Origin of the sequence: Actinomadura sp. NEAU-AAG7 (assembly GCF_018603865.1) — a bacterium.
GTDB lineage: Bacteria > Actinomycetota > Actinomycetes > Streptosporangiales > Streptosporangiaceae > Spirillospora > Spirillospora litoris.
The window spans coordinates 502,791-525,673 of sequence record NZ_JAHFZY010000002.1 but is presented as its reverse complement, the minus strand read 5'-3'; the positions used below and the strand labels follow the sequence as shown (position 1 = coordinate 525,673).

The window sequence follows — 22,883 nt, the reverse complement described above, 5'->3', positions numbered from 1 at the left end:
AGGGGGCGGGCCTTCGGTGTTCCGGGTCAGCCGAGCAGGTCTCCGAGGAGCCCGGTCAGCTCGGAGACGGCCGCGTCGGCGGCGGGGGACAGGCCCGGCATGCCGAAGAACGGGTGGATGAGGCCCGGGTAGACGCGCAGCGCGGTGGGGACGCCCGCCTCCAGGAGCCGCGCCGCGTACACGGTGCCGTCGTCGCGGAGCGGGTCGAAGCCCGCCACCCCGACCACCGCCGGGGCGGCGCCGGACAGGTCGGGTGCCAGGGCCGGGGACACCCGCGGGTCGGCGGCGAGCGCCTCGTCGCCGCCGAGGTAGAGGGTTCTGATGACGTCCAGGTCGTCGCGCGTCAGGAAGTAGCCGTCGGCGTTCTGGTCGACGGAGGGGTACCGGGCCGCGAGGTTCGTCACCGGCGAGGCGAGCAACTGGCCCGCGACCGGGAGGCCCTCCCCGCGCGCCCGCAGCGCCGTGACCGCCGCGAGGTTGGCGCCCGAGCTCTCCCCGGCGAGACCGACCCGCGCGGGATCGCCGCCGAGGTCGCCGATCGACTCGTGGACCCAGCGCAGCGCGGCCGCCGCGTCCCGCACCGCGGCCGGGAACGGGTTCTCCGGCGCGAGCCGGTAGCCGACGGAGACCACGCAGGCGCCGAGGTCGTGCGAGAGGCGCCGCGCGACGTCCTGCATGAGGTGGGTGCTGCCCGTGATGAAGCCGCCGGGGTGGAAGTACAGGACGGTCGGGACGGGCTCTCGCCCGTCCGCGACCGGCCGGACGACCTTGAGGCGCAGCCCGGCGACGACCACGTCGTCGACGCTCCCCACGGGGGCGAACCGCGCGGGGTCCCAGTTCCCCTCGATCGCGGCGCGCATGCGCTCGCGCATCTCGGCGGGGGTGCCGGCGAAGCCGGGCGGCGCGCCGGCGGAGCGCAGCGCGGACAGGAACCCTGCGACGGCGGGGTCGAGTGACATGGCGGCCTTTCGGAGCGGAACGGGTGGGAGGGTCAGCCGAGGAGGCGGCGCTGGGAGGCCAGCGCCAGCTCCCGGGCGCGGTCGTAGCGGTCGCCGGTGAGCGCGCCGGCCCGCTTGCGGACGACGCCGTCCACGAGGACGGTGTCGACGTTGCCGGGGTGCGCGGCGGTGACCAGCGCGGCCACCGGATCGGTGACGGGGAACAGGTTGGGGTCGCCCGCGCGGACGAGGATGACGTCCGCGCGCTTGCCGGGGGTCAGGCTGCCGACGCGGTCGCCGAGCCCGAGCGTGTCGGCGCCGCCCTGGGTCGCCATCGCGAAGACCTCGGCGACGGTGAACGGCCCGACCCGGTCGGCGAACCGCGAGCGGCCCTCGGCGAGCTGGTTGCGGTGCGCGGCGAGGGCCGCCCGCATCTGCGTGAACAGGTCGGCGGCCCCGGCGGTCTCGGTGTCGGTGCTCAGCCCGGCCGTGATCGCGAACGCGCGCACCCGGTCGATCGGGGTGTGGCCGATGCCGGGGAGGGCCTGCTCGTGCTGCGGCGCGAGCGCGACCGTCCCGCCGCTGTCCGCGATCATCGCGAACTCGTCGTCGGACGACTCGCCGCAGTGCACGAAGTTCAGGTCCGGGCCGAGCAGCCCCGCCCGCTCCATCTGCGCGATGGCCGCCATGGCGCCGAACTCCCGCCCGCACCCCATGTGGATCGAGACGCGGATGCCGAGGTCGCGCGCCATCGCGAGGTCGGCGCGGGTCGCCGCGAGCGTGGAGAGCTCGGGCCCGCGCCCGGCGAGGTGCAGGGTGACCAGGCCGTCGTCGTCCGGCAGCAGTTCGCGGCGGATCCGCCGGACGTCGCCGGTGTGCGGGCGGTCGCTGCCCGAGATCCACGCCGGGAGGTCCACGAGCGGCCAGCCGTGCCCGAAGACCGCGCGGATCCCGCTGTCGCGCAGCGCCGCGACGGCCCGCTCGCCGTGCTCGGGCGAGTTCTGGACGTGGGACCAGTCCATCAGCGTGGTCGTGCCCGCGTCGATGGCCGACAGCGCGCCGAGCAGGTTCCCGGCGTAGACGTCCTCGGGCCGGTACAGCGGGCCGAGCCGTCCGAACATCTCCCCGAAGTAGGCGGGCAGGTCGAGTTCGGCGCACCGGTGCCGGACGGCGGACTGCCACGTGTGCTTGTGCGTGTCGACCAGCCCGGGGAACACGAGCATGCCGCCCGCGTCGATCACCTCGGGCTCCGCCCGCCCGCGCAGCCCGGGGCCGACGGCGCTGATCAGGCCGTCCTCGACCAGGACGTCGCAGCCCGCGACCGTGCCGAGCGCCGGGTCGCCGGTGACGACCCAGCCGTTCTCGATGAGGAGGCGCCCGCTCATGCCCGCTCCCGCTCCGGTCGCGTCGCCGCGCCGTAGGCGGCGGCGACCTCCTCGTCGCCGGGCCGCTCGGCCCAGGCCCGCGCCACGTAGGCGTCGGGACGGATCAGCACCGCCGCCGCGCCGAAGCTCCGCGCGAGGTCGGCGGCGGACGCGGTCACGGCGGTGATCCCGGCGGGCAGCGACCGCGGCGCGCCGGGCACGTCGGCGAGGACGAAACCGGAGTCCTGGGCGACGCGGGTGTAGGTCGCCTCCGCGGGGGAGACGAGCGGGAAGTCGCTCACGCGGGTTCCGTCGGCAGCGTGGGCGTCGGCGTCGCGGTGGTAGGACGTGCCGAAACCGCTCAGCCGGTTCCGCAGCACGGCGTTGACCTCGGGGATCGGCACCAGCTCCCGCTCGAACAGCTCCTTCAGCGCCATCCCGGCGGGGGAGAAGTCGAAGTGCAGGGCGCATTGGGCGGCGACGTCGTCCATCAGGGCCCGCAGCACCGGGTGCCGCTCGTCGTCGTAAGTGTCCAGCAGCGCGTCGGACGCGCGGCCCGTCGCGGCCCAGCCGAGTTTCCAACCGAGGTTGAACGCGTCCTGGATGCAGTAGTTCATCCCGATGCCGCTGGCCGGATAGTGCACGCGGGTCGCCTCACCGGCGAGCAGGACCCGCCCGCGCCGGAACCCGGGGACCATGCGGTGCGCGTCGCCGTAGCGCGACAGCCAGCGCGCCGAGGCCACCCCGAAGTCGCTCCCGAAGATCAGCCGCAGCGACTCCCGGACCTCCTCCATCGTGACCGGCTCGGTCTTGTGGACGTTCCGGCGGTGCTCGGCGACGATGATGAACCGGGTGATCCCCCGGCCGAAGGGATAGGCGAGCACCCAGCCGTGCCCGTTGCGCTTCATCCGCATGGACGCCTCCCAGGGGAAGGGCAGGTCCGCGTCCACCGCGACGGCGGTCATCGCCGTCTTGCGGCCCTCGAACGGGATGCCGGTCGTGTCGCGGACGAGGCTGCGCGCCCCGTCGGCCCCCACCAGGTAGGACGCGGTGAGTTCGAGGGCGCCGCCGTCGGCGTCCAGGGCGGTGACCACGACGCCGTCGCCGGTGTCGGTGTGCCCGGTGTAGTCGACGCCCCGGCGCAGGTCGGCGCCCTGCTCCACGGCCCATTCCGCGAGCAGGTGCTCGGTGGTCGTCTGCGGCAGGATCAGCGCGTAGGGGAACCTGCTGTCCAGCAGGTCGTAGCGCAGCCCGCTCAGCCCCGCGTAGATGTAGCGCGGCACCTCGAAGTCGGGCCGCCACCGCTGCGCCGCCGCCCGGAACCGGCCCATCAGCCCGCGGGCGTCGAACAGCTCCAGCACGCGCGGCTGGATCACCCCGGCCCGCGAATGGGTGTCGCCCGTGCGGCGTTCCACCACGATGACGCGGGCCCCGGCGCGCGCGGCCTCGGCCGCGACCGTCAGGCCCGCGGGTCCGCCGCCGATGACGACGACGTCGGCGGACGTGGCGCTGTTCGACATGTACTGCCTCCACTGGAGCGACCGTTGTACGGCTGATCGACCGGCATGCGGTCATCACCGCCGCGTGCCCGCAGCATCGGACGGTGGACGGCGCCGGTCAATCGGGTCGTTCATTGAATGCTCATGCACTTGAACTGCGAGAATGTCGGCGGCATAGTCGGCGTTGCGAATACGGGCGCCCGACCGGACAGCGGTCGGGCCCGCACCCCGGCCGGAAGGGAGCCCCATGCCGCGCGAGGACGCCGGCCCGGACTTCGTCGAGGCCCTGGCGCGCGGCCTCGACGTCCTCAGATGCTTCGGCTCGCGCCCCGTGCCGATGTCGCTCACCGAGATCGCCACCGCGACCGGGCTCGCCCGGCCGACCGCGCGCCGCATCGTGCGCACGCTCGAAACCCTGGGGTACGCGCGCACGTCGCCCGAGGGGGTCGTGCTGACGCCGCGCGTCCTGGAGCTCGGCGTCGCCTACACGCTCTCGTCCGGGCTGTGGGAGGTCGCGCTCCCGCACCTGCGCGAGCTCGTGGAACGCACCGACCAGGCGGCGTCCGTCGCCGAGCTGGACGGGTCCGACATCATCTACGTCGCGCGCGTCGAGGTCCCGAAGGTGGTCGCGGTCAACATCAAGGTGGGCATGCGCCTCCCGGCGGCGAGCACGGCGCTCGGCAAGGTGCTCCTCGCGTCCCTGGGCGACGGCGCCCTGCGGGCGGCGCTGCGCACCGAGACCCGGTCACCGCACCGGGCGCACCGCCGGAGACCGGTGGCGGAGGTCGAGGCCGAGCTGCGGGAGGTGCGCGCCCGGGGCTGGGCGTCGACCGACGGGGAGGTGGCGCCCGGCATCCGGTCGGTCGCCGCGCCCCTGCGCGACGGCGACGGCCGGACGGTCGCGGCCGTCAACGTCGCGGCGCTGGCCGCCGAGGTCGGCCCGCGCGAGCTGGTCGAGGACCTGCTGCCGCTGCTGCTGCGGGCGACCGGTGCGATCGGGCGCGACTACGAGCTGATCCACGCCGCGCCGCAGCGGTCCGTCCGCCGGACGTGACCGGGCCCGCGCCCTACTCGAAAGGTGACCATGGATTCGGCGGAGTTGTTCAGTGAGGGGCGGTCGGCGGAGGTGGTGGCGGCCAGCTTCGAGGCGACGCCCGATCCGCGGCTGCGGCACGTGCTCGGCTCGCTCGTCCGGCATCTGCACGACTTCGTCAAGGACGTCGGGTTGACCGAGGAGGAGTGGGCGGCGGCGGTCGGGTTCCTCACCGAGACCGGGCAGGCGTGCACGGACACCCGGCAGGAGTTCATCCTGCTCTCCGACGTCCTCGGCGTCTCGATGCTGGTCGAGACGATCAACAACCGGGCGGGCGGCGGGCTCACCGAGTCCACGGTCGAGGGCCCCTTCCACATGGTCGCCTCGCCGCCGCGCGAGCCGGGCGCCGACATCGCCGAGGACGGGAAGGGCACGCCGTGCCTGGTCACCGGGAGCGTGACCGGCGCGGACGGCCGCCCGGTCCCCGGTGCCACCGTCGATGTGTGGCAGGCCAACGACGAGGGCTACTACGACGTTCAGCAGCCGGACGTCCAGCCCCCGCTGAACCTGCGCGGCCTGTTCACGGCCGACGCGGAGGGCCGGTTCCGATTCCGCTCGATCGTCCCGCGCCACTACCCGATCCCGCAGGACGGCCCGGTCGGCAGGCTGCTGGAGGCGACGGCGCGGCATCCGAACCGTCCGGCGCACATCCACTTCGAGGTGTCGGCGCCCGGATACCGGACGCTGACCACCCACCTGTTCGTCGCGGACACGCCCTACATAGGCTCCGACGCGGTGTTCGGGGTCAAGCCCAGCCTGGTCCGCGAGTTCCCCGTGGTCGACGACCCGGAGCGCGCGGCGCGGGCGGGGCTGCCCAACCCGTTCCGGACGGTGAACTTCGACGTCGTCCTCCGCCCCGATGACGCTCACGCACAGGAAGACTGACCCATGTTCCAGACGTCCTTCTCCTACGACGCCCTGCCGATGCGGGTGCGGTTCGGCTCCGGCTCCCTCGCGTCCCTGCCGGACGAGGTCGACCGGCTGGGGGCCCGCCGCGCCCTCGTGCTCTGCTCGCCCAGGCGGCCCGGGGAGGGGCGGGCCGTCGCGGACGCGCTGGGCGACCGGGCCGCCGGGGTGCTCGCCGAGGCGCGCATGCACGTCCCGGTGGAGGTGGCGCGGCGGGCCCGCGACGAGGCCGCGCGGCTCGGCGCGGACTGCTGCGTGGCCGTCGGCGGCGGGTCGGCGATCGGGCTCGGGAAGGCCGTCGCGCTGGAGCACGGCCTGCCGGTGGTCGCGGTCCCGACGACATACTCGGGCTCGGAGATGACCCCCGGGTGGGGCCTCACCGAGAACGGCCGCAAGCGGACCGGCAGCGACGCGCGGGTGCTGCCCAAAAGCGTCCTGTACGACCCGGACCTGACCTTCGACCTGCCGGTCGAGGTGTCGGTGACCAGCGGTTTCAACGCCGTCGCGCACGCGGTCGAGGCGCTGTACGCGCCCGACCGGTCGCCGCTGACCTCGCTGATGGCGGTGGAGGGCGTGCGGGCGATGGCGGGCGCGCTGCCCGGGGTCGCCGCGGACGGCGCCGACCTCGACGCCCGGACGCGGGCGCTGTACGCGTCGTGGCTGTGCGGAGCGTGCCTCGCCGGCACGACGACGGGGCTGCACCACAAGGTGTGCCACGCGCTCGGCGGGACGCTCGACCTCCCGCACGCGCCGACCCACACGGTCGTCCTGCCGTACGCGCTCGCCTACAACCAGGGTTCGGCGCCCGAGGCGGTCGAGGCGCTGTCGCGGGCGCTGGACTCCGCGGACCCCGCGCGCCGCCTCCACGATCTGGCGGGCTCGCTCGGCGCGCCGCGCTCGCTGCGTGAGCTGGGCATGGCGGAGGGCGACATCGAGCCCATCGCCGCGCAGGTCGTGGACGCCCGGCCCGCCAACCCCGCGCCCCTCACCCTCGACGGCGTGACGCGCCTGCTCCGCGCCGCCTGGAGCGGCGAGGCCCCCTAGGTCTCCCGGTACATCGCCAGCAGCGTGGCCCGCACGCGCGCGACCAGCGGCGACGCCTCGCCGTCCCGGGTGGCGACGGCCAACTCCACATGCACGGGGCTGCCGGTCAGCGGGCGGAAAACCACGCCGGGAAGCGGCAGGTACCGCACCGACTCCGGGACCAGCGCGACCCCGAGCCCGGCGGCGACGAAGACGAGCAGCGTCGAGGTCTCCGCGACCTCCTGCACCAGGCGCGGCCGGTAGCCCGCGCGGCGGCACGCCTCCAGCACCGCGTCGCGGATCACCGACCGGTGCCGGGACGGGTAGCTCAGGAAGTGGTCCTCGCGCAGGTTCCGCAGATCGACGTCGGTTCCGTCGGCGAGCGGATGGCCCTCGGGCAGCGCGACGATCAGCCGTTCGCGGCGCAAGGGGCGCACGTCCAGCTCGGTGCCCGGGAGCGGCGTCCGGACGACGGCGAGGTCGAGCCTGCCCTCGCGCAGCGCGTCGGCCTGGTCGGGGGTGAGCATCTCGCCCTTGAGGTCCAGCTCGACGCCCGGCAGCTCGGCGCGCAGCCGGCGGGCGAGCGCGGGCAGCATCGCGTAGGTCGCGGTCCCGATGAAGCCGATCGACACGCGCCCGACCTCGCCCGCCGCGACCCGGACGGCCTCGGCCCGCGCGTCCTCCACCGAGGCCAGGATCGCCCTCGCGCGCCCGAGGAACCGCTCACCCGCCGGGGTGAGCGCCACCCGCCGGGTCGAGCGGTCGAGCAGCGTCACGCCGACCTCGCCCTCCAGCTTCTTGATCTGGAGGGACAGCGGCGGCTGCGCGATGTGCAGCCGCTCGGCCGCCCGCCCGAAGTGGCCCTCGTCCGCGACGGCCACGAAGTACCGCAGGCGCCGCAGCTCCATCCGGACCTCCCGATTAAGACCGATTGCATATCACACGACTAACTTATTTATATTGGAACATATGAATCAAGCGGCCTAGGGTCGGGGCCATGGACAAGGTGATCGCGACCGCGGCGGAGGCCGTCGCCGACGTCCCGTCCGGCGCGAGCGTGGCGGTCGGCGGGTTCGGCCTCGCGGGCATCCCGCGCTTCCTCATCGAGGCGCTGCTGGAGCAGGGCGCCGACGGGCTCACGATCGTGTCGAACAACTGCGGCGTGGACGGCGCGGGCCTCGGCCTGCTGCTGGAGAAGCGACGGATCAGCCGCGTGGTCGCGTCCTACATCGGGGAGAACCGCGAGTTCGGCCGCCAGTTCCTCGCGGGCGAGCTGGAGGTCGAGCTGACCCCGCAGGGCACGCTCGCCGAGCGGCTGCGCGCGGGCGGCGCCGGGATCGGCGCCTTCTACACCCCCGCCGGGGTCGGCACGGTGGTCGCCGACGGCGGCCTGCCGCTGCGCTACCACCCGGACGGGACGCCCGCCGTGACCTCACGCCCGAAGGAGGTGCGGGTCTTCGGCGGCCGGGAGATGGTCCTTGAGGAGGGGATCGTCACCGACGTCGCGCTCGTCCGCGCGGCGGTCGCCGACCGGCACGGCAACGCGGTCTTCCACGCCGCCGCCCGCAACTTCAACCCCGCCGCCGCGATGGCCGGGCGGCTCACCGTGCTGGAGACCGAGCGGCTCGTCGAGCCCGGCGAGATCGGCCCCGACGCGGTGCACCTCCCCGGCGTGTTCGTCGACCGCGTCGTCGCGCTCACCCCGGCCCAGGCGGCCGAGAAGTCGATCGAGAAGCGGACCGTCCGCCCCCGCCCCGCAGGAGGATGACCATGCCGTGGACCCACGAGCAGATGGCGGCGCGCGCCGCGGCCGAACTGCGCGACGGCCAGTACGTGAACCTCGGCATCGGGCTGCCGACCCTCATTCCCAACCACCTCCCGGACGGGCACGGCGTCGTCCTGCACGCCGAGAACGGCATCCTCGGCACCGGCCCCTACCCCTACGACGACGAGGCCGACCCCGACCTGATCAACGCGGGCAAGGAGACCGTCACCGTGCTGCCCGGCGCGGCGTTCTTCGACTCCCCGACCAGCTTCGCGATGATCCGGGGCGGGCGCATCGACGTCGCCGTGCTCGGCGCGATGCAGGTGTCCGCGCGCGGCGACCTCGCCAACTGGATGATCCCCGGCCGGATGGTCAAGGGCATGGGCGGCGCGATGGACCTCGTGCACGGCGCGAAGCGCGTCCTCGCGCTGATGGAGCACCGCGCGAAGGACGGCTCGCCCAAGCTCGTCGCGGACTGCGCGATGCCGCTGACCGGCCGCGCGGTCGTGTCCCGCGTGATCACCGACCTGGCCGTGCTGGACGTGGCCGACGGCGCGTTCGCGCTGGTCGAGACGGCGCCCGGGGTGAGCGCCCGGGACGTCCGGGACGCGACCGGTGCCCCGCTGACCGGGGCCGGTCTCCTGCGGGGGGACGACCCCCCGCACCCCCCGGAACGGCCCAAGCTCCCGATAGGCTGAGCGCCCACGACGCACGGGGGTCGGCGGGTGCACTCCGAGCAGGCATCACCGGACGGCGCGCTCGACGAGGCCGCCGCCGCGTTCGCCGCGCTGCGCCCGCACCTGTTCGGCATCGCCTACCGCGTGCTCGGGAGCGTGGTCGAGGCCGAGGACGTCGTCCAGGAGACCTGGGTCCGGTGGCAGGGCACCGACCGCTCCGTCGTGCTCGACCCCGCGGGCTTCCTCGCGCGGACCACGACCCGGCTCGCGATCAACGTCGCGCGGTCCGCCCGGTCGCGCCGCGAGACCTATGTCGGGCCGTGGCTGCCCGAGCCCGTCGACACCAGCCATGACCCGGCGGTGGGCGCCGAGCGGGCCGAGGCGCTGGAGTTCGCCGTCCTGCTCCTGCTGGAGAAGCTGACCCCGACCGAGCGCGCCGCCTACGTCCTGCGCGAGGCGTTCGACTACCCCTACGCGCAGATCGCCGAGATCCTCCGGCTCACCCAGGCCAACACCCGGCAGATCGTCAGCCGGGCCCGCAAGCGGCTGGCGGCGCGGCGGCGCGAGCGGGTCGGCCGCGCCGAGCACCGCCGCCTGCTGGAGGCGTTCGTCGCGGCGGCGCAGCGCGGCGATGTCGCCGCGCTGGAGAGCATGCTGACCGCCGACGCCGTCAGCCATGCCGACGGCGACGGCGCCAGGGGCGCCGCCCGGACCCCGGTGGCCGGCGCCGAGCGCGTGGCGGCGCTGTGCTCGGCCCTGCCCCGGTTCTGGCCGGACGCCGACGCCGAGGCCGTCGAGGTCAACGGCGCGCCGGGGGTGCTGCTCTCCCGGGAGGGCACCGACCTCCTGCTGGTGACGTCGTCGGTCTCGGACGAGGGCATCTATGAGTTGCTGTGGGTCATGAACCCCGCCAAGCTCGCCGCCTTCGCCCGTTCCCGGCGGCGTTTCGACCCCTGACCTGCGGTTAGGGCGACCCCGGCGAGGCTTGCCGCGGAAATGTCCGCGGAGCTGTCACAGGGCGGCGGGCTGCCCGGTCGTATCTGGCGACCGGGGAGCGACCGGGCCCCGGCGGACGGAAGGGCACCAACATGAAGATCGTGATCATCGGTGGTACCGGGCTGATCGGCACCAAGCTCGCGGCGCGGCTCCGCGAGCACGGCCACGAGGCGGTGCGGGCGGCGCCGAGCACCGGCGTCGACGCGCTCACCGGCGAGGGGCTCGCCGACGTCCTGGCGGGCGCGGACACGGTGGTCGACGTGGCGAACTCCCCGTCGTTCGAGGACGCCGCCGTGCTGGAGTTCTTCACCACCGCCACCGGCAACCTGCTCGCCGCCGGGCAGGCGGCGGGGGTCGGCCACCATGTCGCGCTGTCGGTGGTGGGCACCGAGCGGCTGCCGGGCAGCGGCTACCTGCGCGCGAAGGTCGCGCAGGAGGACCTGATCGCCAAGTCGCCGATCCCGTACTCGATCGTGCACGCGACCCAGTTCTACGAGTTCACCAGGATGATCGCCGACAACGCCACCGAGGACGGCGCCGTCCGGGTCGCGCCGGTGTCCTTCCAGCCGATCGCGGGCGACGACGTCGCGGCGGCCGTCGGCCGGGTCGCGGCCGGGACGCCGCTGAACGGCCGCGTCGAGATCGCCGGGCCCGACCGCTACCGCATGGACGAGTTCTTCCGCGCGGCCCTCGCCGCCTGGGACGACCCGCGCGAGGTGGTCACCGACCCGCACGCCCGCTACTTCGGGACCGAGCTGGAGGACCTGTCGCTGGTGCCGAACGGCGACGCCGTCCTCGGCGAGGTCCACTACGCCGACTGGCCGGGCCGCGGGTAGAACCGCGGCGGGCGGCGGGCACGAGCCCGCCGCCCGCGCGCCTCACCAGGTGACCTCAAGCTCCTTCGGGCGCCGGACGAACCGCTCGACCAGCCAGTCGACCTCGCCGGCGGGCCGGGCGAGCCGCAGGTCGGGCAGCCGCCGGGTCAGCGTGGCCAGCGCCACCTGGAGCTCCATCCGCGCCAGCGACGCCCCCACGCAGCGGTGCAGGCCGTGCCCGAAGGCGATGTGCGGGTTGTCCTTGCGGCCGAGGTCCAGCGTCTCGGGGTCGGCGAAGGCGTCCGGGTCGCGGTTGGCCGCGGCCAGCTCGATGAGCACCTGGTCGCCGGCGCGCAGGAGCGTTCCGCCGACCTCGACGTCGGTCAGCACGAAGCGCGCCAGCGAGCCCTGCGTGAGCAGCGGCGTGAAGCGCAGCAGCTCGTCCACCGCCGTCCGCACCAGCTCCGGCCGGTCGACGAGCGCCGTGTAGCCGTCGCCGGTCAGCAGCAGGTAGACGAAGTTGGGGATCTGCGAGGCGGTGGTCTCGTGCCCGGCGCCGAGCAGGATGCGCAGCAGGTTCGTGATCTCGTCGTCGCTGAGCCGGTCCCCCTCGACCCGCGCCCGCACCAGGGCGCCGATGAGGTCGTCGGTCGGCTGCCGCCGCCGCAGGGCGGCCTGCCCGGCCAGGTAGGCGTTCATCTGCTCGACGCTCTCCGCCGCGCGCTCGGGCGTCCCCTCCGAGAGCAGCACGCCCTCCGTCCAGTGGGTGAAACGTTCCCGGTCGGAGCTGGGCACGCCCAGCAGGTTGCAGATGACCTCCACCGGCAGGATCAGCCCGAACCGCTTGTAGAGGTCGAGCGGCGGCCCCTTCTCGGCCATCTCGCCGACGAGCCGGTCGGCGATCTCCTGGGTGCCCGGCCGCAGGGCCTCCACCCGGTTCGGGGTGAAGGTGCGGTAGATGAAGCGGCGCAGGCGCGTGTGGTCGGGCGGGTCCTGCGCGGCGAAGGTGCCGCTGGTCACCTCCATGGGCGTGACCCGGGCCACGTCCTCGGGGCTGATCCCGACGCGCTCGCGGTCACGGCTGAACGCGGGGCTGCTCATGACGAAACGCGCCTCCTCGTACCGGGTCACGAGCCAGCACGGCGCCCCGTAACGGGGCTGGATGCGGATCGGCCCCTGGTTCAGGCGGGCCTCGGCGAGTTCGGTGGCCGGATGCAGCGCGTGGTCGGCCAGGAAAGGGAAGGCGGGAGGAGCGACAGGCATGACGGACTCCGAACAGAGAATGTGGGTGTATGCCCAGCGATGCCCGAAATATCCATATCTAATATCACCCTTGCGTCACTCTCGGCTGACGCGAACACCAGGTGCGATTTACCTGCTGGGTATCGCTTTCATGATCCTATGTACATCTCTTCGCCGCAATATTCGCGTCCACGGGAATTGGCACGGTATAACGTGGATCGCCGCCGAAATACTTGCTTCCGGAACATGGGAGCGAACCCGCGCCGACGCGGACGGCTGAACGCGTATCGGTTAACTCTACCTCCGAATACGGCCTTTCCTGAATGTCCTTCATGGAGATCCCCCGAGGGGGTCTCCTCCCCGGCCGGCAGGCCCCGGACGGCGGGAACGGCGAGCGCGGCCAGCATCGCGACGACCTGGACGGTGCCCGCCAGCCCCAGCGCCCGATGAACCCCGATCCCCGCCGCCAGCGGGCCGGCGGCGGCGCGCCCGAAGCCGGGCGAGCGGCGCGGCGCCGGCGGCGAAGGTCGCGGCGCCGGCGGCGATGGCCCACCCGGGGTAGGCCGCCGCGACCAGGACGCCGGCCAGCGCGGGCCCGGCGATGTTGCCCGTGGACACGGCGAGTCCGCGCCGCCCGGGCGGCGAAGAAGCGGCGGCGGTCGCGCTGGGCGAGCGCGGATGGCCTTTAGCGGAAGTCTCAGCGATCGCTTTCGGCCTTAAGGTCTACTTATGCTGGATACGGTGCGGCTGAAGATCCTGGTCACGGCGGACGAGAAGGGCACGATCGCGGGCACCGCCCAGGCGCTCCGGTACACGCCGTCCGCCGTCTCGCAGCAGCTCGCCAAGCTGGAGCGGGAGGTCGGCGCGACGCTGGCGATCCGCACCCGCACGGGCATCGTGCTCACCACCGAGGGGCAGGAGCTCGTCAAGCGGGCCAGGGACATCCTGCGGCGGCTGGAGGAGGCCGAGCAGGCGGTCGCGGACGTGGGCCAGCTGCGCAGGGGGGCGGTGCGCGTCGGCAGCTTCACCACGGCGGCGCTGACGCTGGTCACGCCCGCGATCACCCGGATGCGCGCCGAGCATCCCGGGCCCCGGATCTCGCTCGCGGACGTCGAGCCCCCGGGCGGGCACGACGACGTGCTGACCGGCGGGCTCGACATCCTGGTCAGCCACGCCTACCCCGGCGTCCCGCTCCCCGAGGTGCCCGGGCTGCTGCGGACGCCGCTGATGAAGGACGCCTTCGTCGCCATCGTCCCGGCCCGGGACGCCAAGGAGCTCGGCCGGGGGCCGGTGACGCTCGAACGCCTCGCCGACCTGCCGCTGATCTCGGGCCGGGCCGGGGACGTGCACCGGGTCGCCTTCGACCGGGGGTTCGAGCGGTCGGCGGCCGAGCCGCGGGTCGAGTTCGAGACGCGCGACTACGCGGTCACGCTGGCGCTGGTGGCGGCCGGCGCCGGGGCCTCGATCGTGCCGCGCTCGCTCGTGCGCAGGCCCGACCCGGGCGTCCGGGTGCTCCCCCTGGAGCCCGCCGAGCATCGGACGATCTTCGCCCTGCACCGGGAGACCTCGCGGAACCCCGCGCTGTTCGCCTTCCTGAAGTTCCTCCAGGACGCCGCGGCGGCGCTCAGCGGGGCGACGGGGACAGCCGTAACGGCACGGCATTAAGTACCTCTAACGGAAAAAACCGTCGGCCACCACCGTGACTGATGTTGCCGCAGGCATACTGAGGAGTGCTGCGGCGGGTTCCCCGGCCCTCGTCGCGAGGGGGCCGGACGGGGAGGCGGTGGGCCCGGACCAGGAGATCGGGTCCACCGCCATGCTCACGACCACATCACGAGGTCGCTCCGGCAGCCGAACCCCAGGAAGAACGCCACCGCCAGGCGGCGCCCACCGGTGCTCGGGTCGACGGCGTGGAAGTTCCGCGAGTCGAACAGGAGCGCGTCGCCGCGTCCCATCGCCACCTCGACGCACTGCTCGCCCGCGACGACGCGCTCGTCGAACCCGTATCCCTTGCGCAGGGGCGCGTCGCCGGGCCGCCACCGCCGCCGCCAGACCCGCGTCGTGCCGCCCTCGGGCGCCGTGGAGATCCAGGCGTTGAAGGCGAGCTGCGCGATCGGCGGCCCGCCGTCGAACAGGTGCGGGCCGTACTCGCGGAGCACGTCGTCGCAGTGGACGAGGGCGCCGTCGTTGATCTCGCGCAGCGTCCCCGCGAAGAACGGGCGGCCCTGGTTGCGCGCGGGAGCGGGCGGGCGTCCCCACGCCCGGGTCAGCCCGGCGACCGCCGCGCCGAAGGGGTCGACGCGGCCCAGCGCGGCGCGCCGGACCTGCCGCGCGCGCCGCGCCTGCGTCCAGTAGGCGGCGGCGGGCCGGTCGCCCTCGCGGAAGTCGTTGAGGGCCGGGCCGAAGCGGGCGACGGGCGGGTGCACCCGGCGCCGGTCGTAGCTGTCGAGGGCGAGCGCGCCGGCGTCGAGCCGTGCCATGGCCTCGGCGCAGAGCAGCGGCGAGAGGAGCCGCCTGATCCCGACGGCCGCGACCGTGCCGCTGAGCAGGGCGCAGATGTCGCCGCGGTCGAATCGGTCGGCCTCGACGAAACGCGCCCGGAAATACTCGTCGCCGCCGTGGAGCGAACCTGGCGCCGGGTCGGTGTTCACCTGCATGATGGCCCCCAAAGAGCATCGGATTTCCAGCGCATCGTGATCGGAATCGGTGTCGATCACCCGATTCGATGCTGCCGACGGGGCATTCCCGGTGGGAAGCGGTCATGCGTCGCCCGGCGTTCGGGGCGACGGGAAACCCGGCGTGGGAATTCCACCGGCGAGGAGGCGGTTTCCCGTCTCCTCCGGGGTGTGCCACGGGCAACTCCTTGGACCCGGTCCGAGCGCCGATCAGGCTGGTCGCAACACCAGGTCGAAGCCGCGCTGCGAAGGGGTGCTCATGGACCGGGGAAGGTTGCGGACGGCGGTCGGGGCCCGGATCCGGTCCATGGCATCGGCGCACTCCCGGCGGCGCGTGCTCGCCCGCCTGATGGCGCGGACGATGGTGGGCACGACGGTCCGCGCGCAGGGGGCGATCGCGCTGGTCCTCCAGTTCGACGCGGCGGCGCGGATCTCGGTGGCCGGGGGCACCGCCCTCGGGATCGCCGCCGCCCTCGCGGTGATGCTCGCGGTGCTCTGGGCCAGGCCGGACGGCGGCCCCGGCGCGTCCGGAGGGGAGGGGGAGTGAGGGCGGCGGGTCAGGCGGCGCCGGTGTGCAGCGCGGCGATGAGGCGCGGATACAGCTCGCGCACCGAGCCCTGCCCCTGCCAGCGGATCAGCGTGCGGGCCAGGCGGCGCAGGTCGGTGCGGATCGTCGCCGAGTCCACCACGTCCACCTGCTCCAGGATCTCGGCGCCGAGCAGGCAGGCCTGGTCGATCTCGCCCGCCGAGGCGTGCGCGAGGGCACGCCGCGCGCCGAAGCGCAGCCGCGCCCGCAGCGCGGTCGCGGGGATCAGCGGCACCTCGCGGTCGAGCAGGTCCGCCGCGTCCTCCGAGCGGCCCAACTCGTGCAGGCACCAGGCGGTGACGACGACGTTGAGGTTGGCGACCGTGGAGGAGCCGATGACCGGCTCGTGCGGCCCGTCCGCCGGGGGCGCGGCGAGCAGTTCGGCCGCCTGGTCGAGGGTGCGGCGGCAGCCGTCGTGGTCGCCGTACAGGGCGTGGCCCTGCGCCTCCCGCTGGGCCGCCAGGCCCCGGATGCGGGCGGGGACGCCTGGCCGCGCCCGCGCCCGCCGCGCCAGCTCGATCACCTGGACGGCGTCGTCGTGATACAGCGCGATCTCGGCCCTGCGGACCAGCGAGTACGCCTCCAGGACGGTGCTGCCCGTGGGCGCCGCCATCCGTACGGACTCGCGCGTCCACCACAGGGCCGCCCGGTCGTCGCTCGCCTCCTGCGCCATCCAGCCGACGAACTCCGCGCAGCGGGCGGCGAGGTAGAGCAGCTCGCCGCGCTCGGGCTCGCGGGCCGCGGCCGCGAGCCCCCGCAGCGTGTGCGTCTGCGTGATCACCGTGGGCAGCACGGCGGCCGGGGGCGCCCACTGCCCGAGCCGCCTGGCCTGGTCGAACTGGGCGCGGAACGCCGTCAGAGCCCGTGCCGCGTGGTCCTCCCGGACGGCCGCGCCCATCCCCTTGCCGCCCGGCCCGAGGTACAGCGGCGTGGTGTCGTCGGCCGCGCCGGTCGCGGGGAGGAAGCGGCACTCCCCGTCCGGGGCGAGCCGGATGTGCCAGGTCTCACCGCCGGCGCCGTCCTCCGCCTCGGCGGCGGGCGGCGGCCTGCTGACCAGCGCGGAGAGTTCGCCCTCCGCGTCCAGGACGGCGTCGCAGCGCCGCGCGAGGTCGGGGCCGGGCGGCTTGTGCCCCGTCTCGATCTTGCTCAGATAGCCCTTGGTGTAGTGCGTCCGGGCGGCCAGCTGCGCCTGCGAGAGCCCCGCCGCCACCCGCCGCCGGCGAAGCTCCGGCCCGAACGCCGTCTCCTGCCCGGTCATGCTGCCCCCGCTCGGTCGGCGGACGTGTGCCCGGTGGGCGGCCCGGAACGGGGCGCGTCGGCACCCGCGAGCGGCGGCCCACGCGGCCGACGGTACGAGGGTCCGCCCCGCGACTCTGTGTCGTCCAACCCAGGGCCACAATGGCGTCACCATCCGGCCAGTGCGTTCTGCCCTCCGCGCTCAGTTGTCAGCGAGCGCCTCCGCGAGCATGCCGAGCGTCGCCCAGTCGACGAGGCGCGCCGTCCGGATCTCCCGGTACGTCGCGATCTCGATCCAGGTGCGCTCGGAGTCGCCGTGGACCCCGTAGGGGCGCCCCCGCATGGCGCGGAGCCGGTCGAGCTCGTCCTGCGTGATCTCGGCGGAGAACAGGTGCGCGTGGTGGGCGGAGACGGTCGCGGCGACCTGGCGGCTGCCGTGCGCGCGGAGCCGGTTCGCGTCGACCGCGAGCCCGATCTCCTCCGCGACCTCGTCCGCCGCCTGCTCCAGCGGGCTCACCGGGCGCAGCGTGGAACCGCCGGGCAGTTCGTGCACGTTGCCGTCCGGCGTGGACGCGGGGCTGCGGAACTCCCGGACGAGCACGACCGTCGTCTCGTCCAGCGAGGGCCCGCGCCGGTAGAGCGCGACGGAGGAGATGTCGGGCCGGGAGACCACGATCTCGTTGTCCTTGACCCTGTCCTCCGCGACCACGCGCACCCGCACATGCAGGGCCCAGAAGAAGATGGCGCCGAGGCCGGGCCCGGCGCGCGACGTCCACACCAGGCGGGCGCCCTCAAGGATGTTGCCGACCCTCCGCTGCGCCCGGTACCAGCGCTGGAAGCTCGCGGTCCCCCAGATCTCGGGCGGGACCTCGGTCTCGCCGCCGACGCGCGTCCCGCCGTCCACCCTGGGGGGAGCCCAGGGAAAAGGGGACCCGCCGCCCCTCCGCACCGCAGTGATCTCCTCGGCCACCGGTCCACCTCCAGCGCCCTCCACCCTAGGCGGACGGCTCTTCGACGACATGCCGGCCGACACGTCCTCTCCCAGCTTCCCTCATGAGTACGCCGGCGGCGCCCGGATGAGTAGCCGTACTCATCTGTCCAAAGGGTGCGGGCCATAGCGTGGGTCGCGGCGGCAGCGGAGCCCAGTGAGGAACATTCATGAGCGGATCGGGCAGGACGAGGATGCGGACGTCGGCGCTGAGCTCGTGTGCCGCGCTCGTCGCGCTGCTGGCCGGGGGATGCGCGGTGGGGACCGGCGACGACAGGAAGCGCGCGGGCGAACTCGCCGAGCGCCTTTATCCGGGGCAGTTGCGAGTGCTCGGCGCGCGAACGCTGTTTCCGCAGACCACAGGATCCGAGGTCACCTTCGCCGTCAAGGACGACCCCGACGCGGTCGTGCGGCTGCGCATCGACGGCAAGAACAAGACGTGCGAGCGCAAGTCCTGCGAGGACGCGCTGGTCAAGGCCGTCGCGCAGGGCCGGAGGCAGGCCGCCGAGTTCCGGCTGCTGCGCGCCTCCCTCGAACGGTGCGGCCATCAGATCATCGCCCTGGGGCCGACGGCCGGCGAGCCGTGGATCGTGATGTCGCTGTCGAACGAGAACGTGACCGCCGTGCTCGACGAGCTGGGACGGTGCGCCGCGCGGTGGTCGAAGGCCCTCACGGCGAACGGGTCGCCGCCCGCCTCCGACGGCTCCTACGGCCTGCCGGCCGGCAGCCGCGCGCTGCGCGTGCGGATCGTCCGGCCGGACGTGGCGCGGGGCCGCCCGGCGGAGGGTTCCGGTCCCACCCTGGCCCGGCTGACCTCGACCAGACTCCAGGCGGCCCTCGCCAAGAAGACCTACTTCACCGCCGCCTTCACCGTCCGCGACGACCGCGACGAGCCGGTCACCTCCGGGCTCGCCGTCTCGCGCTCCTACGAGGACCGGGAGGCGTTCGGCCGCCGGGTCCAGGCCGCCGTCGGCGAGCGGCTGCGCGCCGAGCGGCCGAACGCCAAGGTCACCGACTACGTCGGCGTGTGGCGCCTGGAGCCCGGCCGGATCGACCGCCTCACCGGCTACGTCCTGTTCTGCGAGGGGCCCGAGCAGGGCCGCACCTGCCTCGGCGACCACGCCGTCCGCGTGACCGTCGACGAGCGGGGCACCCCGGTGAGCGGCCTCACGATCGTCGAGAACGTGCGCGAGGGCAACGGCCCGCTCCGGCTGCCGCAGAACTGACGTCTTCTACTGCGCCTCTCCCGTGTTCGAGATCCGGACGATCGCGTGCTGGTCCAGGTCGTCGCCCGACAGCCGGGCGGCGACCCGGCCCCGGTGGAACACGAGGACGCGCTCGCAGATCGCCGCGAGCTCCTCCACGTCGGTCGAGGCCAGCAGGACGACCGCGCCGTCCGCCGCCGCGCCCCGGATCAGGTCGTGGATCTCGGCCTTGGCGCCCACGTCCACGCCGCGCGTCGGGTCGTCGAGCAGCAGCACGGTGGGCGCGGCGTCCAGCCACTTGGCCAGCACCACCTTCTGCTGGTTCCCGCCGGACAGCAGGCCCGCCCGCTGCTCGATGTCGCGGCACCGGATGCGCAGCCGCTCGACGTGCCCGCGCGCCCGCTCCCGCAGCGCCTTGCGGCGGACGACGATCCCGTCGCGCCGCAGCCCGATCGCGCGCACCTGCCCGATGTTCTCCCAGATCGGCTGGTCGAGCATCAGCCCGCGCCCGCGCCGGTCGCCCGAGACCACCGCGACGCCCGCCGCGATCGCCCGGCGCAGGCCGCGCGGCACCGGACGGTCGCCGGGCAGCCGCACGCTCCCGTGCGACGGGCGGCGCAGCCCCGCGACGAGTTCGAGCACCGCGAGGTGGCCCGCGCCGGCCAGCCCCGCGACACCGACGATCTCGCCCGCCGGGACCCGCAGGTCGACGTCGCTCATCACGCCGTCCACCGACACCGAGTCCAGCCGCAGCTCCTTGGCCTGGGCGTCCGGTCTCCGCGCCGGCGCGGGCGGCGCCGCCTCCCGGGCGGGCCGGGGGCCGAGCATCGCCGACACGATGTCGTCGATGCCGAGGCTCGCCCGGTCCGCGCCGAGCAGCACCGCGCGGCCGTCCCGCAGCACGGTGACCACGTCGCAGAGCTGCATGACCTCTTCGAGGATGTGCGAGACGAACACGACGCCGACCTGGCGCTCGCGCAGCACCTGGAGGATGCCGAGCAGCCGGTCCGAGCCGTCCTGGTCGAGGGCCGAGGTCGGCTCGTCCAGGACGAGGACGCGCGGCTCGGTCAGCAGCGCCCGCGCGATCTCCACGAGCTGCCGCTGCCCGAGCGAGAGGTCGCCGACCCGCGTGCGCGGGTCCACCTTCAGCCCGAGCTGCGCCAGGATCGGACGCGCGGCCTCGGCCATCGCGCGCCGGTCCAGGAACGGCCCCCGGCGCGGCTCGCGCAGCGGGTAGAGGTTCGCGAGGACGTCGAGGTCGGGGAACAGGTTCAGCTCCTGCGACACCACCGCGACCCCGTGCCGGACGGCGTCGGCGGTGTCGTGGAAGGCGACGGGCTCGCCGTCCAGGTTCAGGGTCCCCGAGTCCGGGCGGATCGCCCCGGACAGCACCTTCACCATGGTCGACTTCCCGGCGCCGTTCTCCCCGAGGAGCGCGTGCACCGAGCCCGCCTCCACGCTGATCGTGCCGGCCGCCAGCGCCGTGACGCCGCCGTAGGTCTTGGTGATGTCGCGTGCCTGGAGTACCGTCATGGCGCTCAGTCGGCCTGGGAGAGCGGCTTGAGGTACTTGCCCGGGTTCGCGAGCTGCTCCTGCGTGATCGTCTTGAAGTAGGCGGTCCGGCTCTGCTCGTTGACCTGCCGCGCCAGCACCTGGTCGATGTTGGCGGAGTTGATGACGAGCGTGCCGGGGTTCCACCAGCCCTCGGGCAGCTTCGTCCCCTTGCGCTGGTGGTCGATCATGAGTTGCAGCGCCACGTAGCCCTTCAGCCAGTGCTCGGGCGAGGACAGCGCGAACAGCGACCCGTCCTTCACCGCCTTCAGCGCGGCCGGGTCGATGTCGCAGGACCCGGCGAGGAACTTGCGCCCGGTCTGCTTCTGGATCAGCGGCAGCGACACGCCGTCCTGGCCGCCGACGCCGAGGAACGCGATCGCCTTCGGGTTGGCCTTCACGATCGAGTTCCAGGCGTTGTAGTTGTCGGTCGGCTCGGACTTGGAGTCGAACGGCCCCTTGATCGTCAGCTCCGGCCGCTCCTTCTTGATGACCGAGGTCAGCCCGTCGATGCGCTGCGAGAGCAGCCGCAGCCCGGGGATGTCGTTGCCGATCACGACCTCGCCCCGGGTGCCCTTCGGGACGTGCTTGATGAACTCCTCGCCGAGCGCCCGCCCGACCTCGGTGTTGCTGTTGCCGATGAACAGCTTGGTCTTGGTGCCCTTGGGCGGCGCCGCGTCCACCGCGACGGTCGGGATGCCGTCGTCGTCCGCCTGGACGAGCGGGCGCACGAACAGGTCGGGCGCGAGGCTCTGCAGCGCGAGCCCGTCCTTGGAGTTGCGGATCGCCGAGCGGAACAGCTGCACCTGCGCGGGCCCGTTGACCCCCGTCGGCGCGGACGCGTTGAGCGTGACCTTGCCGTCGGCGGCCGCCGCGGCCTTGGCGCCGAACGCCATCTCCTGGAACGGGTTCTGCGTCGTCGTCGCGTACACGAAGCCGAGCTTCAGCTTCCCGGTCTTCTTCTTGCCCGACCCGCCCGAGTCGCTGGTGCACCCGGTCAGCGCGACCGCGCCGATCAGCAGCGTGGTCAAGGCGAACGATCTGATCCTCACGTGTGCCCTCCTCAGAGCCGTTCAGAGTCCCAGCAGGGCGTCGTCTCGCCGCCGCCTGCGCCGGACGAGGCTGTCGAGCGCGACCGCCGCGAGGATGACCCCGCCGGTCGCGAACGCACTCCAGTTGGCGGGGATGTTGAAGTACTGCAGCGCGCTGGTGACCACGCTCAGCAGCACGGCGCCGAGGCAGGCGCCGATGACGGTGGCGCTGCCGCCGCGCAGCGGCGTGCCGCCGATGATGGCGGCGGCGATCGCCTGGAGCTCGAACCCGGTGCCGATGTTCGGGTCACCGGAGGTGAAGAAGGCCAGGCCGAGCACGCCCGACACACCCGCGAGCAGCCCGACGAGCACGAGCGCCTGGAGCCGGACGCGCGGTATCGAGATCCCGGAGAAGGACGCCGCGTCCGGGTTGGAGCCGATCGAGCGCACCCGGTACCCGAACGGGGTGAACCGCAGCACCAGCGTCAGCAGCACCGCGACCAGCACGAGGATCCACACGCTCGTCGGGACGCCGAGCGTCTTGCCGCCGAGCAGCGTGAAGAAGGAGCTCTCCAGCGGCATCTCGGTCACCTGCTGGCCGCCGCTCATCGCGAGCGCGAGCCCGCGGTAGACCGACATCGTCGCGAGCGTCGCGACGATCGCCGGGATCGCGATGTACTGGACGATCAGCGCGTTGCCGAGCCCGAGCGCCGCGCCGAGCAGGATGCCGAGCCCGGCCGCCGGCCACGGCGGCACGCCGTGCTTCATCATCAGCCCGGTCGCGATCACCGTCAGCCCGAACGTCGAGCCCACCGACAGGTCGATCTCGCGCATCGACAGCAGGTAGGCCATGCCGCAGGCGAGGAGCCCGACGTACACCGACGACTGGAGGGTGTCCAGCAGCTGCCCCGGCCGCAGGAAGTCCGGGTGGAGAATGCTGGTGAAAATCACCAGTACGATGGTGGCGATCAGCACGCTGGTCGCCTCGCCGCGTCCGGCCCTGACGGCCAGCACGGGGATCCGGCCGAGCGCCGTCGGGGCGGCCCGTTCCTCGCTCCGGGGTGTCGATTCGACCTTGTCGTCGACCCCGGACTGGTGGTCCGCTGCCACGGCGGCCCCCTTCCTCGTCCGCTCTGGACGCTTCGGGCAAAGTTCACCGCCTTCACAGCCCGCGTACTTGCCTGTGTCGGAACAGTGCTTGTCTGTCCCGGAACGGCTCGGTGTCGATCATGCGTTGACCGGGTAGCCGCGAACCACGGGAGACCGCGCGGCCCCGGGTCCCCGACCGAAAGG

The 22,883-nt window shown here is 73.9% G+C and carries 21 protein-coding genes; 10 read left to right on the top strand and 11 right to left on the bottom strand.

The annotated features are described in order from the left end of the window. Positions 1–26: 26 nt before the first annotated feature. From KLI87_RS11805 to KLI87_RS11795, 3 genes are read right to left on the bottom strand one after another with little or no spacing between them, the layout of a single operon-like run. A complete protein-coding gene (locus tag KLI87_RS11805; protein WP_214616980.1) occupies positions 27–959 on the bottom strand; it encodes an alpha/beta hydrolase in 933 nt (310 codons plus the stop codon). A 32-nt stretch (positions 960–991) separates the two neighbouring features. Beyond that, the gene (locus tag KLI87_RS11800; RefSeq protein WP_214616979.1) at positions 992–2,323 is read right to left on the bottom strand and encodes an amidohydrolase family protein; all 1,332 of its coding nucleotides are present in this window, start codon (positions 2,321–2,323) and stop codon (positions 992–994) included. Beyond that, positions 2,320–3,822 carry an FAD-dependent oxidoreductase gene (locus KLI87_RS11795; protein WP_214616978.1) on the bottom strand — a complete coding sequence of 501 codons (1,503 nt, stop codon included), beginning with the start codon at positions 3,820–3,822 and terminating at the stop codon, positions 2,320–2,322. Before KLI87_RS11795 ends, KLI87_RS11800 begins: the two co-directional genes overlap by 4 nt. A 226-nt stretch (positions 3,823–4,048) precedes the next feature. Here KLI87_RS11795 and KLI87_RS11790 point away from each other — a divergent pair, with 226 nt between their 5' ends. The 3 genes from KLI87_RS11790 to KLI87_RS11780 are packed head-to-tail and all read left to right on the top strand — an operon-like array spanning position 4,049 to position 6,844. Next, positions 4,049–4,855 (top strand): IclR family transcriptional regulator C-terminal domain-containing protein, encoded by an 807-nt coding sequence (locus KLI87_RS11790; protein ID WP_156217815.1) that lies wholly within the window; start codon positions 4,049–4,051, stop codon positions 4,853–4,855. A 30-nt stretch (positions 4,856–4,885) separates the two neighbouring features. Next, entirely contained in the window at positions 4,886–5,779 is an 894-nt protein-coding gene (locus tag KLI87_RS11785; protein ID WP_156217816.1) for an intradiol ring-cleavage dioxygenase, read from the top strand. A gap of 3 nt (positions 5,780–5,782) precedes the next feature. Continuing rightward, positions 5,783–6,844 carry a maleylacetate reductase gene (locus KLI87_RS11780; protein WP_214616977.1) on the top strand — a complete coding sequence of 354 codons (1,062 nt, stop codon included), beginning with the start codon at positions 5,783–5,785 and terminating at the stop codon, positions 6,842–6,844. Here KLI87_RS11780 and KLI87_RS40965 read toward each other — a convergent pair. Next, entirely contained in the window at positions 6,841–7,731 is an 891-nt protein-coding gene (locus KLI87_RS40965; RefSeq protein WP_214616976.1) for a LysR family transcriptional regulator, read from the bottom strand. The two genes, KLI87_RS11780 and KLI87_RS40965, sit on opposite strands and share 4 nt — an antisense overlap. An 89-nt stretch (positions 7,732–7,820) precedes the next feature. Between KLI87_RS40965 and KLI87_RS11770 the strand changes: the two genes are divergently transcribed. The 4 genes from KLI87_RS11770 to KLI87_RS11755 all read left to right on the top strand — a co-directional run bounded on the left by KLI87_RS11770 (position 7,821) and on the right by KLI87_RS11755 (position 11,097). Further along, the gene (locus tag KLI87_RS11770) at positions 7,821–8,591 is read left to right on the top strand and encodes a CoA transferase subunit A (protein ID WP_156217819.1); all 771 of its coding nucleotides are present in this window, start codon (positions 7,821–7,823) and stop codon (positions 8,589–8,591) included. 2 nt (positions 8,592–8,593) lie between these two features. Continuing rightward, positions 8,594–9,286, top strand: a complete 693-nt coding sequence (locus KLI87_RS11765; RefSeq protein ID WP_214616975.1) for a 3-oxoacid CoA-transferase subunit B — start codon at positions 8,594–8,596, stop codon at positions 9,284–9,286. Between the two features lie 27 nt (positions 9,287–9,313). Continuing rightward, entirely contained in the window at positions 9,314–10,222 is a 909-nt protein-coding gene (gene sigJ, locus KLI87_RS11760; protein WP_214616974.1) for an RNA polymerase sigma factor SigJ, read from the top strand. A 131-nt stretch (positions 10,223–10,353) separates the two neighbouring features. Then, complete coding sequence (locus KLI87_RS11755; protein ID WP_214616973.1) at positions 10,354–11,097, top strand: SDR family oxidoreductase; 744 nt, start codon at positions 10,354–10,356, stop codon at positions 11,095–11,097. Between the two features lie 42 nt (positions 11,098–11,139). Here KLI87_RS11755 and KLI87_RS11750 read toward each other — a convergent pair whose 3' ends face one another. Continuing rightward, positions 11,140–12,339 (bottom strand): cytochrome P450, encoded by a 1,200-nt coding sequence (locus KLI87_RS11750; RefSeq protein WP_214616972.1) that lies wholly within the window; start codon positions 12,337–12,339, stop codon positions 11,140–11,142. Between the two features lie 708 nt (positions 12,340–13,047). On the opposite strand from KLI87_RS11750, the gene KLI87_RS11745 reads away from it, so the two are divergent. Continuing rightward, positions 13,048–13,983, top strand: a complete 936-nt coding sequence (locus KLI87_RS11745; RefSeq protein ID WP_214616971.1) for a LysR family transcriptional regulator — start codon at positions 13,048–13,050, stop codon at positions 13,981–13,983. Between the two features lie 155 nt (positions 13,984–14,138). Here the strand turns inward: KLI87_RS11745 and KLI87_RS11740 are convergent, their stop codons facing one another. Next, positions 14,139–14,975, bottom strand: coding sequence for a 2OG-Fe(II) oxygenase (locus KLI87_RS11740; RefSeq protein WP_214616970.1), 837 nt, complete (start codon positions 14,973–14,975; stop codon positions 14,139–14,141). A gap of 325 nt (positions 14,976–15,300) precedes the next feature. Between KLI87_RS11740 and KLI87_RS11735 the strand changes: the two genes are divergently transcribed. Beyond that, a complete protein-coding gene (locus KLI87_RS11735; RefSeq protein WP_156217825.1) occupies positions 15,301–15,540 on the top strand; it encodes a hypothetical protein in 240 nt (79 codons plus the stop codon). A 10-nt stretch (positions 15,541–15,550) separates the two neighbouring features. Here the strand turns inward: KLI87_RS11735 and KLI87_RS11730 are convergent, their stop codons facing one another. After that, a complete protein-coding gene (locus tag KLI87_RS11730) occupies positions 15,551–16,837 on the bottom strand; it encodes a helix-turn-helix domain-containing protein (protein WP_156217826.1) in 1,287 nt (428 codons plus the stop codon). Between the two features lie 180 nt (positions 16,838–17,017). Next, the gene (locus tag KLI87_RS11725; RefSeq protein ID WP_156217827.1) at positions 17,018–17,785 is read right to left on the bottom strand and encodes a hypothetical protein; all 768 of its coding nucleotides are present in this window, start codon (positions 17,783–17,785) and stop codon (positions 17,018–17,020) included. A 188-nt stretch (positions 17,786–17,973) separates the two neighbouring features. Between KLI87_RS11725 and KLI87_RS11720 the strand changes: the two genes are divergently transcribed. After that, positions 17,974–19,029, top strand: coding sequence for an SCO7460 family lipoprotein (locus KLI87_RS11720; RefSeq protein WP_214616969.1), 1,056 nt, complete (start codon positions 17,974–17,976; stop codon positions 19,027–19,029). Between the two features lie 6 nt (positions 19,030–19,035). Here KLI87_RS11720 and KLI87_RS11715 read toward each other — a convergent pair whose 3' ends face one another. Genes KLI87_RS11715 through KLI87_RS11705 form a run of 3 tightly spaced genes read right to left on the bottom strand, consistent with a single transcriptional unit; the run spans position 19,036 to position 22,700 of the window. Continuing rightward, positions 19,036–20,541: a sugar ABC transporter ATP-binding protein gene (locus KLI87_RS11715; RefSeq protein ID WP_214616968.1), complete on the bottom strand. Its 1,506-nt coding sequence runs from the start codon at positions 20,539–20,541 to the stop codon at positions 19,036–19,038. 5 nt (positions 20,542–20,546) lie between these two features. Beyond that, a complete protein-coding gene (locus KLI87_RS11710) occupies positions 20,547–21,611 on the bottom strand; it encodes a sugar ABC transporter substrate-binding protein (RefSeq protein WP_214616967.1) in 1,065 nt (354 codons plus the stop codon). Between the two features lie 21 nt (positions 21,612–21,632). Beyond that, positions 21,633–22,700, bottom strand: coding sequence for an ABC transporter permease (locus KLI87_RS11705; RefSeq protein WP_214616966.1), 1,068 nt, complete (start codon positions 22,698–22,700; stop codon positions 21,633–21,635). Positions 22,701–22,883: the final 183 nt, after the last annotated feature.